The sequence below is a fragment of the Microcoleus sp. PH2017_24_DOB_U_A genome (assembly GCF_020738205.1).
In the GTDB taxonomy this organism is placed as follows: Bacteria; Cyanobacteriota; Cyanobacteriia; order Cyanobacteriales; family Microcoleaceae; genus Microcoleus.
The window spans coordinates 14800-28314 of sequence record NZ_JAEQCT010000025.1 but is presented as its reverse complement, the minus strand read 5'-3'; the positions used below and the strand labels follow the sequence as shown (position 1 = coordinate 28314).

Annotated in this window: 12 protein-coding genes; 5 read left to right on the top strand and 7 right to left on the bottom strand. The window is 46.0% G+C overall.

Translation table 11 applies throughout. The annotated features are described in order from the left end of the window. Complete coding sequence (locus tag JGK07_RS05205) at positions 1 to 900, bottom strand: BTAD domain-containing putative transcriptional regulator (protein WP_293176398.1); 900 nt, start codon at positions 898 to 900, stop codon at positions 1 to 3. A 631-nt stretch (positions 901 to 1531) separates the two neighbouring features. Between JGK07_RS05205 and JGK07_RS05200 the strand changes: the two genes are divergently transcribed. After that, a complete protein-coding gene (locus tag JGK07_RS05200; RefSeq protein WP_293176396.1) occupies positions 1532 to 2179 on the top strand; it encodes a calcium-binding protein in 648 nt (215 codons plus the stop codon). Between the two features lie 180 nt (positions 2180 to 2359). On the opposite strand, the gene JGK07_RS05195 is transcribed toward JGK07_RS05200, so the two are convergent. Beyond that, positions 2360 to 2944, bottom strand: coding sequence for a hypothetical protein (locus tag JGK07_RS05195; RefSeq protein ID WP_293230794.1), 585 nt, complete (start codon positions 2942 to 2944; stop codon positions 2360 to 2362). A gap of 482 nt (positions 2945 to 3426) precedes the next feature. Then, a complete protein-coding gene (locus tag JGK07_RS05190; protein WP_293176394.1) occupies positions 3427 to 3816 on the bottom strand; it encodes a DUF1830 domain-containing protein in 390 nt (129 codons plus the stop codon). 375 nt (positions 3817 to 4191) lie between these two features. On the opposite strand from JGK07_RS05190, the gene JGK07_RS05185 reads away from it, so the two are divergent. The 3 genes from JGK07_RS05185 to JGK07_RS05175 all read left to right on the top strand — a co-directional run bounded on the left by JGK07_RS05185 (position 4192) and on the right by JGK07_RS05175 (position 7580). Then, the gene (locus JGK07_RS05185) at positions 4192 to 5772 is read left to right on the top strand and encodes a photosystem II high light acclimation radical SAM protein (protein WP_293241486.1); all 1581 of its coding nucleotides are present in this window, start codon (positions 4192 to 4194) and stop codon (positions 5770 to 5772) included. A 231-nt stretch (positions 5773 to 6003) separates the two neighbouring features. Continuing rightward, complete coding sequence (locus JGK07_RS05180; protein WP_293195829.1) at positions 6004 to 6909, top strand: Rpn family recombination-promoting nuclease/putative transposase; 906 nt, start codon at positions 6004 to 6006, stop codon at positions 6907 to 6909. 71 nt (positions 6910 to 6980) lie between these two features. Beyond that, positions 6981 to 7580: a hypothetical protein gene (locus tag JGK07_RS05175; RefSeq protein ID WP_293176390.1), complete on the top strand. Its 600-nt coding sequence runs from the start codon at positions 6981 to 6983 to the stop codon at positions 7578 to 7580. A gap of 100 nt (positions 7581 to 7680) precedes the next feature. On the opposite strand, the gene ruvX is transcribed toward JGK07_RS05175, so the two are convergent. From ruvX to ntcA, 4 genes are all read right to left on the bottom strand, one after another. Then, entirely contained in the window at positions 7681 to 8073 is a 393-nt protein-coding gene (gene ruvX / locus JGK07_RS05170; protein ID WP_293190310.1) for a Holliday junction resolvase RuvX, read from the bottom strand. A 486-nt stretch (positions 8074 to 8559) separates the two neighbouring features. Then, entirely contained in the window at positions 8560 to 9681 is a 1122-nt protein-coding gene (locus JGK07_RS05165) for a formylglycine-generating enzyme family protein (protein WP_293190308.1), read from the bottom strand. Between the two features lie 292 nt (positions 9682 to 9973). Further along, the gene (locus tag JGK07_RS05160; RefSeq protein WP_293241482.1) at positions 9974 to 11662 is read right to left on the bottom strand and encodes a DUF3084 domain-containing protein; all 1689 of its coding nucleotides are present in this window, start codon (positions 11660 to 11662) and stop codon (positions 9974 to 9976) included. Between the two features lie 77 nt (positions 11663 to 11739). Next, a complete protein-coding gene (gene ntcA, locus JGK07_RS05155) occupies positions 11740 to 12405 on the bottom strand; it encodes a global nitrogen regulator NtcA (protein ID WP_293145473.1) in 666 nt (221 codons plus the stop codon). 317 nt (positions 12406 to 12722) lie between these two features. Between ntcA and fabI the strand changes: the two genes are divergently transcribed. Further along, positions 12723 to 13499, top strand: a complete 777-nt coding sequence (fabI, locus tag JGK07_RS05150; protein WP_293130545.1) for an enoyl-ACP reductase FabI — start codon at positions 12723 to 12725, stop codon at positions 13497 to 13499. Positions 13500 to 13515: the final 16 nt, after the last annotated feature.

Below are 13515 nucleotides of genomic sequence, written 5' to 3'. Positions count from 1 at the left end.
TCATGTCTGCCGTCCGCACTGTCCCACTACCGCTAAGGATTCTCGAACCGAGTGCTGAGAAACCGCAGAGATGGATAGTAGATTCACCCGATCGAAATCTGCACTCGCCCGGTCAGGAAATATGCCCGATCGAATCGCTTCCCATAACTCGATCGTTGCGGGTTCTGGTTCGGTGGCTAATTCTTGTTCTAGAATCTGACAGCAGCGATCGTACTGCTTCAAAGCAGCCGTGCGCCGCCCGCACTGTGCCAAAATCCGTATCAAACATTGATGGGCTGATTCATTCCAGGGTTCTAGTTGAAGCTGCCGTTGAACGTAATGTTGTGCTTTTTGATAGTTATGCTGGTGTTCGTAGTGTGTGACAAGTGCCATACAGGCGTTGACCACAAATTCGTGGAATCGTTGGCGATTCAGCATCACCCATGCTTCAAAAGCTTCGCTATCTGGAAGTTGAATGCGATCGAGAAACGCTCCCCGATACAAAGCAACTGCTTGTTCTAAATCAGACACGCATTCTGGATCGAGTTCACCACCGGCATAGGAATGTTCGCTGTGACCATCAAGCAATTGAGTTAATATAGCGACATCAGACGTATGCTCGCCCGCAGGATTAAACTGAATCGTATTGCGCGTGGTGAGAAATAGCGGTGAGTGAACCGTCGAATCTCCTAGCAGATGGCGGAGCGTGCATAAGGCTTTGCGAAGATTGCTGCGAGCGTTTGACTCGCACCGATCTGACCACAACAGCGCAGCCAGAGAATCGCGGTGATGGGGATAGCTTGATTCGATCGCTAAATAAGCAAACAGCGCCCGCACTTTCTCATAGGGGAAATTCAGGATTGGCTGCCCGTTCACCATTACTTGCATTTGTCCGAGCAATGCTAACGCTAATCGAGTCATAACATTGTGTCTCCTACAAAAACTTAATTGAGTGAGTAGTGTGTGATTTTGGTCAATTCCCAGAAATCAAATTGTGCTTTTGAGTCAGTTATCTTCGCTTGAAATACCACTTCAAAAAACTCTGGCTACAATCTGCATCCTTGGCTTTATTTCAGCAAATCAATCTAAGGTTTTTACTGTTGCATGAATTTGGGAAATAGTATTAGTATCAGCGGGTTTGTTTGACCTGATAAACCCAAGTTAAACCAATGCACTGACAATGCCAGCTAGAAAAAGTCATAAAAAGTCGTATGTATTGATTCAGGAGCAGAGAAAGTACCCACAGGGGTACTCAGGATCGCAAATTAAATAATTTACACAATGAAAGTGGGATGGGCGTCCCGCCCGTCCATAAAGAACGGGCGGGACGCCCATCCCACAAGAATAATAAAGCTTGTAAGTTATTTAATTCTCATTCCTCAGCAAAAAAATTACGGTTATGAAATTGCTGAGCTTTTCCATAGTAGCCAAAACAGTAAAGCCAGAAAATTTTACCAATTCACGATCGATTCACGCTGCTGTGGACGATGCGTAGACGATGCCTTGTTAGGGTCTACACATCACTGGATTAACAACAAACAGGAAACCCAACATGGAAATTATAGGTAACAGCGGCAACAACAATCTAATCGGCACTTTACAAGCTGATACAATCAGGGGATTTGGAGGAAACGATTTCATTCAAGGTCTTGACGGAGACGATCGCATCTTTGGTGATAACGGTGGTGCCGCCCTGCCTAGCGATGGTAACGACACAATCTTTGCTGGAAACGGAAATGATAACGTCCAGGGTAATGGTGGCAATGACGTACTTTTCGGTGGTACTGGCAACGATCAGTTGAGTGGTGGCCAAGGCAACGATGTCTTGAATGGTGAGGCGGGCTCAGATTTCCTCACGGGGGGATTGGGCAATGACACCTTGAATGGCTTCGGCAATCAATCTGGTGCTCAAGTTGACGATCTTTTAGGTGGAGGTGGTGCAGATACCTATGTGCTTGGCAATTTCTCCACTGCCTTCTACACTGCATCCAACCAATTCGCGCTGATCCGAGGTTTTGCACCGGGTGAGGGCGACAAGATTCAGATTAAGGGCAGTCTGTCTCAGTACACGCTAAGGAAGGATCGCGACCTTCAACTGGGGGGCAGCGCATTTGACACGGAGATTCTGTTAAACGGAAACCGGATTGCTGTTATTCAAGACACGATCAATGTGCCTAATTCCTCGTTCTTTAGCGTTTAGGGATCTGCTCGAAATAAAGGATCCATAATCGAGTCATGCAGGGTGCATGACGCCATATAACACACCAACATATAGCGTTTTATAGAGGCAATCCACTCGTGGTTGCCCCTATTTCTTTGATGGTTGCGTCCAGGATTGACCGATTACCAATTGCCGATTACCAATTATTACTTGAATTTCTTAACTTTTTAGGCTAATAGCAGTTGCGATCGTCCACGCATCCACCAACAGCAACAACAGCGTACATAAAAGTAAAATAAGATACATCCAAGGTTGAGACAAAGGGCGAACATCTCTAGTATCAATACCCGTTTTCGCTTGCACCAAACGCACTAATTTAGCAAATCCAGCCACCCGCATCGGCAACAAATAACCTTCACCCGCATGACTCAAAAAATAGTACACTAAACCTCCTTGACCGGTCGATCGAGGTTTAAGAGCCTTCACCTCAGTCCAAGGAAGATCCCAACCCCTGCGAAACACGCGCGGAAACCAGTTCGGATAGGTAACTTCAATCACCTCCTCGGTGAGGATTACCCGTTCGCTGAGCACGCCGTAAAGGCCCGCTGCGCCGATCGCAATTGCCACCCAGAGTGCAGCGGGCGGAACGGGTGCTTTCGTTACCTCCGACAGAAACGGTAACGGAATACTCAGGGCGAAGTACAAACTCAACAGCGTGATTCTAATCAGGGGAGAAAGCCGGAATACTGCCGGCTCAAATACTGGGGGGGAAGATGGCGAAAGTGCGATCGGTTCTGCTGACATGGCTGAAATTATAGCAGTGGACAGTGGACAGTTGACAGTTGACAGTTGCAGAACCCGAATCAAATCATTGATGCAGCACGGGTATCGGCTATATTCATGAAGTTTTGAGCCGTAGGGTGCGTCGCCATTAAAAATCCCCAAATAAAAATCGCTCGTCTAATAGCGACGCACCTATACTTTTGAATAGTCGAGCAAACAAACTCAATAATTATGTACCAATACTTGAAAGAAATGGTATAAGGTGCGTCGCCACTCGAAAAGTCGATTAAATGGGAGGGATTGTTGATGGATCCGCACCCTACAAATACTCAGGCAAATATGCAAAACATGACTATATTTGCACTGTTGACTTTCGAGCTAAAATTCTATTCAGAAACTTTGATTTTTAACTGTTGAGTTTTTACCGATTTGCAGGAGTTGGAATCTTGAGTGCCCAGTTATCAATTAACGGACAATTTATAACTCAAAACTCACAACTTATATTAATCAACGGCTGTTAATGCGGGTACTGTCAAAGGTTCTGAGATTTCTCGGGATTTGGGGCGGCCGGCCATCATGGCGCGATCGCCCTGAGCTTTGCCTCGGGATCTGCTAGGATTGACGCTTGAATAAGGGCCTTCGTTAATCTGCAAGCGATCGCAAGGAATTTTATCCGACAAAATTGCACTGGCCATCATCCCGGTGTGAATTTCCAATGCTGCGGCCCGCATCGCTTCAAAGACTAAACGCTGTCCGGGAAACACCACTCGTTCAAAATACCAATTAGGAATGTTGCAGATCCGAGCAATCTGAATTTGACTGGTGGCGTTGACGTAGCAGCAGAGAATTTTGCTGTCGGCGTCTGAGGGTACTGGGTCAAGAATTTGAGCCATAAATGCTGAGGGGCTTTGCCTAAAAGTTTTAGTTATCTTCTCAGGCTAACATCTTGCGATCCCGGCCTACTGTAAAGCCGACTACCAACTGAATAACAGATGAGAGACCGATCGCACCTCATACTTGTCTTTACCCAAAAAAATACCAAATTTTTGACTTTTTCCGGCGATTTTCGGTCAATATACGCTGTATTTGCTTAAAATTTAACTTTTTTCTGCTGCGATCGCCCATCGACACCCACCAGCTCACCCTTAAGCCTCTTAGCAAAATTTAAGAATATTTAATATTAAATTGCGAAAATTAGATTGAATGTAAAGTTATATTAAAAGAATATAAACATAGTTAAAAAAGTTCCACATTAGGATATGGCAATCATGGAAAGCCGAGAAAACCGAGTTTTGTACGTTCGCCTCCCTTGCAATCCCATTTTCCCGATCGGAGTTGTGTACCTTTCGGATCACGTGCACAAGCTGTTTCCCGATGTCCAACAGCGGATTTTCGACTTAGGCGCGGTGCCCCCGCTGGATTACGCTAAAGGTTTGGATGCGATCGTAGATGAGTTTAGGCCAACGCTGTTAGTTTTCTCTTGGCGGGACATTCAAATTTACGCGCCCGTGGGCGGTAGAGGCGGAAATCCGCTGCAAAATGCCTTCGAGTTTTACTACGCCAAAAATCCCCTAACCAAGTTCCGGGGAGCTCTCGGAGGATTGCGTTTGGCCACGTCCTACTACACCGAACTCTGGCGCAATCTGGGACTGCTTAAGCGCGGATTGAAGCGGGCCCGGAAATACCATCCGGAAGCGCGCGCAGTCGTCGGTGGCGGTGCTGTGAGCGTGTTTTACGAGCAGTTGGGCCGCAGCTTGCCGGCCGGGACTGTGGTTTCGGTGGGCGAAGGCGAGGCTTTGCTGGAGAAGTTGATTAAAGGCGAAGATTTGGCACAGGAAAGGTGTTATGTAGCAGGAGAAACTGTACCGCGCGATCGACTAATTCACGAAAAGCCAGCCAACATCGAGAAAACTGCTTGCAACTATAACTACATCGAGAGCATTTGGCCAGAATTTTCCTATTATCTACAGGATATGGACTTCTACCTCGGAGTCCAAACCAAGCGCGGCTGTCCTCACAATTGCTGTTACTGCATCTATACGGTGATTGAAGGCAAGCAAGTGCGGATCAATCCGGCGGATGAGGTGGTGGCAGAGATGCGCCAATTGTACGATCGAGGTATCCGCAATTTCTGGTTTACCGACGCGCAATTTATCCCGGCGCGCAAATTCATCGATGATGCGATCGAATTATTGCAAAAAATCATCGCCGACGGCATGAGTGACATCCACTGGGCTGCTTACATCCGTGCGGACAATCTCACACCCGAATTGTGCGATTTGATGGTAAAAACGGGAATGAATTACTTTGAAATCGGCATCACCAGCGGTTCCCAGGAACTGGTTCGCAAAATGCGGATGGGCTACAACTTGCGCGTAGTTTTGCAAAATTGCCGCGATTTAAAAGCCGCCGGTTACAACGATGTGGTTTCGGTAAATTATTCATTCAACGTCATTGACGAAACTCTTGAAACCATCCGCCAAACTATTGCTTACCACCGAGAATTAGAGCGAATTTTCGGAGTCGATAAAGTAGAACCAGCGATTTTCTTTATCGGGTTGCAGCCGCACACAATTTTAGAAGAATACGCCTTCAAAAAAGATATTCTGCAACCCGGTTACGACCCGATGAGTTTGATGCCTTGGACAGCGCGCAAACTGCTGTGGAATCCCGAACCTTTGGGCTCGTTTTTCGGACAAATTTGTTTAGAAGCTTGGCAGCGAAATTCCAATGATTTCGGCCGCGAAGTGATGGCGATTTTGGAGGAAAAACTCGGCTGTGCGGATTTGGAAGCAGCTTTGACTGCACCTGTTGAAATCAAAGACAAACAGTTAACTGCTGTTCGTTGATTTCCTGGTTTGTAGTGAGGACTTCAGTCCTTCCAAATTAAGATAAGCCGGACTAAAGTCTTTACGACAAAAAGGTTCGTAGTGAGGACTTTAGTCCTTCAAGAAGGTTCGTAGTGAGGACTTCAGTCCTTCGGAAATTAAAACAAACCGGACTAAAGTCCTTACTACGAACCTAATTTTTTCACATTGTCAACACTTGGAAAACAGAATCATAAATAGGAGATAAACATCATGACTTTTATCGACCCCAGAACGGATTTTGCATTTAAAAGAATATTTGCTTCCGCAGAAAGTAAACCTATTCTGATTAGCTTTCTCAACGGTCTGATTTATCAAGGCAATCCCACAATTCAAGATTTACAAATGATCGATCCGTATCAAGCCGGAGAAGTTGTGGGATTGAAAGACTCGTATTTAGATGTCAAAGCAACCCTAGATAACGGGACGATCGTGATTATCGAAATGCAAGTTTTGAATGTTAAAGCCTTTGAAAAACGGATTGCCTACAATGCAGCGAAAGCTTACGGAAATCAACTCACGCGGGGCAAGGGCTACTTCAGTTTAGACCCAGTAATTGCCATCACAATTACGGATTTTATTTTGTTTGAAAACACCAATAAAATTATTTCGCGTTTTTCTTTTAAAGAAGAGGAAGAACATTTTGATTATATCTGTCCGACAATGACGCTAATTTTTGTGGAGTTACCAAAATTTAATAAGTCTGTTGATGAGTTAGAATCTCTAGCTGACAAGTGGATTTATTTTATCAGAGAAGCACCGAATTTGGAAATGGTTCCAGAATCGCTGGAAACAACTGCACCGATTCAGCAAGCTTTTGGTATTGCTAATACCGTGAACCTCAGCCGCAAAGAATTAGATCAACTGGAAGCACAGGTCTTTTATCTGCAAGATCAGCAAAGGTCTATAGAAGAAGCCTTAGAAACCGGAGCTCAGCGGGGTCAAATTAATACTGTGATTCGTTTGCTGGAACGAAAGCTGGAAACTTTGGATGAGTCAATTAAATCTAGAATTGCACAGTTATCTAGCGATCGAATCGATACTTTGACAGAAGCTGTGCTTGATTTTAATAGCGCGGAAGATTTGGTGAGTTGGTTGCAGGAAATGGGCGATCGATAGTAAAAAGTCAGAGTGCGCCTTGCGTATCTTGTCTATAGCATTTTCAATTTCATAAAGAGCGATCGCACATTATGCCTTACAGTCAATTCACAATTACTAAAGCTAAAAAAGACTTTCAGTTAACTATCGTGGAGGGCACTCGGTTTTTTCCTGAGGTGGAATCAATTAATCCCAGTCCGAGATTGACTAGCGAATTAGAAGATTTGCCTTGGACGATCGCAGTTGGTTCCGAAAAAGCGAGATCGGAAGCCCTTGTCTACCCAGTTTTGCAAGAAGTCCGGCGCTTGATGAACCGCCAAATCAGTTTATTTTCGGGACGGGAATTTAATGTTGACCCCAGTTGCGATCTTACCGGATACGTCGATTTTTTAATTAGCCGATCGCCCGAACAGCTTACCGTTGAAGCACCTGCGATCGTAGTTGTGGAAGCAAAAAAAGCCGATTTGAACGAAGGGATCGGTCAATGTATTGCTGAAATGGTAGCAGCACAGCGCTTTAACGAAGCAGCAGAACACCCGATCGCAACTATCTACGGTTGTATCAGCAGCGGCACTCAATGGCGTTTTCTCAAGCTTTCAGGAACCACAGTGGCGATCGATCTTACCGATTATCCGCTGCTTCCCGTGGAAACCATTTTAGGATTCTTGGTGTGGATGGTTCAACAGACTTAGCTAGATTTCACTTATTCAGTAAAAAATAGGATTTCGCACTAAACCCAAAGTTTTTAGAACTTGCTTAAAAACCTCGCTGTCAACTGTCAACTGTCAACTGTCAACTGTTTAAATATCTTTCAATTAGGACGATCGCCACAATATCATCTACAGGCCGCGGCGGAGTCCGCATTCCCTGGGGAATCAAGCGAGAAATTCCCGTCGCAGGGTACATTTCCCAGTAACGATCCTTCGCTTCTAGACTGCTGAACCTCTCGTCAATCTGCACAATTTTTATAAAGGGCGACAAACTCTGCGTCAGTTTTTGTTTCCAACTTTTGGAAGTTGTTTGGTCTCCCATGACTAATAACTCAATGGGAAACTGTTTGCACAGTGATTGAATGGTAGATATTGCTTCGTCGGACAGCACTACTTGATGGTAGCAGATGTTCTTATCTCTACCCATCACGGCGATGCCGCACTTGTCTTTCCCCGGATCGAAACCTAAAATCATATTTATGAGTCCTGTGTTATTAAGTTTGTAGTTGCGCTGTTGTAGTCGAGGAAACCCATCGCCAACCTATATCTAATCTGATACTTGCATTTCTGAATGTCTCTAAATCTTTGCGGGCGATCGCACTTATTTTACTTGACTTTTTGGCAGGATTGACATATTATATCATCATGGTAATCCGTGCGGCCATATAATGCCTAAAATCAGAAACCGGGTTTTTGTCACAATCTTTGCTTTCCCGTTTTAATTTATCGAAAAAACTCGGTTTCTTTGACTCCCCGCGCAAAAACCGGGTTTCTTTCACCCTTGTGCAGGCGGTGCGTCGCTGTGAGATTGTCGATTTGATTTGCAAATTGCAGATGGCGACGCACCCTACTATTTTGAATCGCGTGCAAAGATGAGTGCAAAAAAAAATTAAAGCGCGCGCAAGAGGGTAAAGAGGAAACAGGGAAAAAAGCTAAAGGGCTAAAGAGTAGAAAAGAGTCCTCACACACAAGACAGGGAGGAAGGGACAGCCAAAGCTACCGCTACCCGAAAACCCCCGTCCCCGTGCCCGCGGCCCGAGATGTAGCAGCGGTAGGCAGCACGGCAATAGAGCGCATGGTAGTTCCACGAACCTCCACGCACCACACGGTAATCATTTGTTCCAGTTTTCCAAAAACTTCCGTCAGTCGGTGCGCCGTCATAGTTATCGTGTTCCTTATCGCTGCACCATTCGCCAACCTGACCGTGCATATCATAAAGTCCAAAGGGATTCGGAGGAAAACTCCCCACATCCATTGTTTGGTGGCGGCCAAATCCCATCGGTGCACCACCGAAGGGATAACTCCCGTCATAATTAGCTAAATCCGGGGTAATTGTCTCGCCAAAATAGAAAGGTGTTATAGTTCCGGCGCGACAAGCATATTCCCATTCAGCTTCCGAAAGTAAGCGATAAATCTTGCCTGATTTTTCAGAAAGTTTCCGGCAGAATGCTACAGCCTCATGCCAGCTTACACTTTCTACAGGACGTTTTTCACCTTTAAAGCGCGATGGATTATTTCCCATCACTGCTTGCCACTGTGCTTGGGTGATGGGGTATTTTCCTGCATAAAAAGTCGGTACTATTACTTGAGGCGGCGGACTTTCGTTATCGTACCTAGCTGATTTTGTTGCTGGCCAACCCATCATAAATGTGCCTCCGGGAATGTAAACCATTTCGATCACAACTCCATTACCTAAGTCTTCCGGGAAGTAATGAGCAAAAGACTTTCTACGACTGTTTTCTTTTCCTTCAGCATCCACTGTGATGACATCAAATTCAAATGTAGGGAGATAGTCTTGAAACGGAGGTTTAATCTTTAAGTCATCTCTATATTTCAGGAGTGAATAGGCAGCCAATTTCACCTGCATCGATTCATCGTGCAATGCTTGAATTATCAAATCTAAGCCAGCTTCTCCATATTTGAGTGCTTCGGAGAGTGCGGCGATTCTCGCTTCGACAATGGGTGAGGCTAAGCGGCTTTTAACACCGGGAATGCCTCCGAGTACCGCAGCATTGACAGGAATTGAATTTTGACCGCCACGGACGGCATCGTATTCTCTGGGTTCATTTTTATTCTCTGACATTACACCGCACTGTCCTGCATTTTAATTGAGTAAAATTTTGTTTTGTGATGTCAATATCTCAGGGATCGATTCTTAATTTCTCTCTTTGACCTTTTAGCGGTGCGGTGCGTCGCTGTGAGATTGTTGGTGGTGCTTCCAGATTTTTGGTGGCGACATACCCTACGATTGCTATATATATGGCGACACGGATTCCCATGATTTAATGATATGTCAATGGCGCGAAAATGTCAAGCAAAATTGCGGTTCGATCGCCCAAAATATTTCATCAAATTCGATAGATCGATCGCACTTCTTATCTAAGTTTCAAATCTCCCCTACCTGGATCTTGTTGTCCGGTGCGGAAAACCACGACTCCGTTTGACAGAGCAACTAAATCTATTTTCAGCGGCCCGGCGATGTAAGTGACATCCGCGGCGATCGCCCGAACTTCCAGCGGTTTATCGTATTGTTGCAGTCGATCGACAAAACCGCCCAAAGTTTCAATCCGATTGTCCGCAACTTGGACTCTACCGCCGACAACACCAATTAACCGAGCTCGAAATTGACAAGCTTCAATCAATTGCTGCAACTGTTGTCGCACCTGTTCGTCAGGTAAAGCTACGGGATCGACAGCAACCCCTGCAATCACATCTCCAGCGCGGAACACCACTCGATTGATTTCGGCTTCTGCAAATACCTTAATTACCTTTTCTTGTCGCAGGTAATTAGCGCCGGCTACAATCCGCACCACGTAGTCTTTACCGTCTTTGATCTGACTGATTAATTGATCGATTTCCGCTTTAGTAATTTGAATAACCTGCTCTCTAACCTTATTATTTTCCGGCTGCATCAGTTCGACGGTGGTTTTATTTGCTTCTTGCAACAGTCGATCGATCGCGCGCCTTTCCGTACCCGCTTCCTGGATGCGAACCACGCCAGCAGCTAAAATTTGACCGCGCCTGATCGCAACTGTACCCTCGCGGATGGCTTGAAAATCGCGTTCCAAAACTTGCATTTGCTGCTGCAATAAAGTTTGTTGCTGTTCGAGTTGAGCTTGTTGCTGTCCCAGGGTTTCTAAAAGTGCTTCCCTCTCGGCAATTACCTTGTCCCTCTCGACAATTATGCGATCGCGCTGGGCGAGATTTTCCGCACGCTGGGCAATTTCCTTGTCTCGCTCAGCAATTAGCTTGTTGCGATCGACAATTGCCACATTTCGTTTTGTAATTTCTGCCTCTCGCTGGGCAATTTCCTTGTCCCGCTGAGCAATTTGAGTTTTAACCTGCTCTCGCTGCTCGATTAACTGTTGGCGTTCCGCTTGCAGTTGGGCGATTTCCGAGCTCAAAGTCGTTTTTTGCCCTGAAACAGTCTTCAATTGATTCTCAGTGCGATCGAGCTGAACTCTGGTAGTCGATCGCGCCGTTTCCACCAATTTCAATTGTTCTTCTGTCTGAGATTTAGCCGCTTCCACAGTAGCAAGCTGTTCTTCCGTTTGCGATTTAGCCGCTTCTACCTGACTTAACTGCTGTTCAGTTTTAGACTTGGCTGCTTGCACGCTGTTAAGTTGGGCCCGCAGCGAATTTAATTTTGTTTGCGTCTTAGCTTGCTCGGCATTAGCTGCTTGGAGCGATTGATTAATTTGCTCTAAATTGGCTTTAGCTTGGGATTGAGCCGCCAAAGCTTGAGCTAATTCAGTTTCAACTCGATTTTTCTCTTGAGTGGCTTGTTTGATTTCTCTGCGGGCGTTGTTGAGTCTTTTTTGAATCTCGTCTATGCTAAAAACTCCGGTTCGCAGCGGCTTGCTGGTAGCAAATAAAATGCCCAGAGTAATGGCTGACAGGATGCTGCCGGCCATCACTGTCACTACAACAGCGGTATCGCGGGGGCGCAGTTTGAACAAACTCAATCTGGCCTTGCCGACTTTCGTCCCAAGGCGATCGCTAACAGTAGCGATCACGCCGCCCAACACTAACATTACAAATATTAAGATGTATCCAGCAGTCATTCCGATTTCTTATTTTAGATTGTGGATTTTGGATTGAAGAAAGAATCCAAAATCCAAAATCGTATAATTTCTCGGCATCAAGTGAATTGCTGGCTTAAGGCCACCGGATTGTGAACTGTGATCTTTTTCTTGTGGATCGAGATCATTGTTTCTTGTCTGAGATCCCCCAGCAAACGAGTCACAGTTACCCGCGTCGAGCCGATCGCCTCGGCGATCGCCTGATGGGACAGCTTCAAATCAATCGTAATCCCATCCGTACTCGGCACCCCAAAATCCCGGCATAGAATCAGCAAAAAGCTGACGAGTCTCGAACCCATATCTCGGTGTGCCAGCGTTTCGATCATCATCTCGGTTTGCAAAATCCGAGATGACAGTCCCCGAAGCATCACCATCGACAATTCCGGGTCTTCCTTGAGCGCTTTCTCCACTTGTTCGATCGGCAGCGAGATCAATTCCACCGGTGTAAAGGCTACCGCGTGGTAAAACCTATCCGATCTGTGTCCCGTAATCAGAGACAGCACCCCAAATACGCTGTTTTCGCGCAGGAGGGCGACTGTAATTTCTTCCCCTGCTTCGTACACCCTGGAGAGCTTCACAGCGCCTTTAATGAGAACGTAGACGCGCTCAGCCGGATCTCCAGGGAAAAAAATTGTCTTGCCCCGTTCAAAGTTTTCGACAATGGGCGGAAACGCCCCGCCACTGATTTGGCGGAACACGGCTGCTAGCGGTCTATCATGTGTCACGACGAGATCCTTTGTACTAATCAATACTTTGTAACTTGTCGATTAACCTTATTGAGTAAATATACTGCCCAACCTCCAATCTCTAGGGATTCTGTTACTGTCATCTAATGTTAAGGTAAGCACACGCTGTATGATTAAATCTAGCCCTTCTCTTAACTTTTTCAATTCCGCCCCATCTAGCTCCACAGCAAAATTAATATCAATTGTGTCTCAATTGTGTCTGAATCAGTTAAATCTGAATCGGTTGTGTCTAAACTGGCGGGGTTGTCGCATACAGCCAATGAGAACGGTGCTAGTTGCTTCTTAAAAAAATACAGATGATAGATTTGACCGGAAAAAATGCTCTTGTTACGGGCATTGCCAACAATCGCTCGATCGCCTGGGGCATCGCCCAGCAGCTCCACAAAGCTGGGGCTAATCTCGGCATAACTTATTTGAAGGACGAAAAAGGCAAGCACGAGCGCAAAGTCGCTGAACTCGTGGAACCGCTCAATCCCAGTCTGTATCTGCCCTGCAATGTCCAAGACGAAAGCGAAATCGAGTCTACTTTTAAAACGATCGCCGACAAATGGGGCAAGTTAGATGTCCTAGTTCACTGTCTGGCTTTTGCCGGCAAAGACGAACTTTCCGGAGATTTCAGCAACACCTCGCGTCAAGGCTTCTCCAATGCTTTGGATATTAGCGCTTACTCGCTGGTGCGGCTTTGTGCTGCTGCTAAACCGCTGATGGCCGAAGGCGGCAGTATTATCACGCTAACTTATTTGGGCGGTGTGCGGGTAGTTCCTAATTATAATGTCATGGGAATTGCTAAGGCTGCTTTGGAAATGAATGTTCGGTATCTGGCGGCGGAACTCGGCCCGTTAAATATTCGGGTAAATGCCATTTCTTCAGGCCCGATTCGGACTCTGGCTTCGTCAGCAGTTGGCGGCATTCTGGACATGATCCACCACGTTGAGGAAGTGGCACCGCTGCGGCGGACGGTAACTCAGCAGGAAGTGGGAAATGCTGCGGCTTTTCTGTGCAGCAATCTATCTAGCGGGATTACGGGTCAAGTTTTGTATGTCGATGCCGGTTACGAAATCATGGGAATGTAACAGCTTTTAAACAGTT

Coding starts and splice junctions, on each gene's coding strand:
- JGK07_RS05195 (WP_293230794.1), bottom strand. CDS start 2,944: ATGTCAGCAGAACCGATCGCACTTTCGCCATCTTCCCCCCCAGTATTT.
- JGK07_RS05175 (WP_293176390.1), top strand. CDS start 6,981: ATGCCTTACAGTCAATTCACAATTACTAAAGCTAAAAAAGACTTTCAG.
- JGK07_RS05185 (WP_293241486.1), top strand. CDS start 4,192: ATGGAAAGCCGAGAAAACCGAGTTTTGTACGTTCGCCTCCCTTGCAAT.
- JGK07_RS05160 (WP_293241482.1), bottom strand. CDS start 11,662: ATGACTGCTGGATACATCTTAATATTTGTAATGTTAGTGTTGGGCGGC.
- JGK07_RS05205 (WP_293176398.1), bottom strand. CDS start 900: ATGACTCGATTAGCGTTAGCATTGCTCGGACAAATGCAAGTAATGGTG.
- JGK07_RS05190 (WP_293176394.1), bottom strand. CDS start 3,816: ATGGCTCAAATTCTTGACCCAGTACCCTCAGACGCCGACAGCAAAATT.
- JGK07_RS05165 (WP_293190308.1), bottom strand. CDS start 9,681: ATGTCAGAGAATAAAAATGAACCCAGAGAATACGATGCCGTCCGTGGC.
- JGK07_RS05180 (WP_293195829.1), top strand. CDS start 6,004: ATGACTTTTATCGACCCCAGAACGGATTTTGCATTTAAAAGAATATTT.
- JGK07_RS05200 (WP_293176396.1), top strand. CDS start 1,532: ATGGAAATTATAGGTAACAGCGGCAACAACAATCTAATCGGCACTTTA.
- ruvX (WP_293190310.1), bottom strand. CDS start 8,073: ATGATTTTAGGTTTCGATCCGGGGAAAGACAAGTGCGGCATCGCCGTG.
- fabI (WP_293130545.1), top strand. CDS start 12,723: ATGATAGATTTGACCGGAAAAAATGCTCTTGTTACGGGCATTGCCAAC.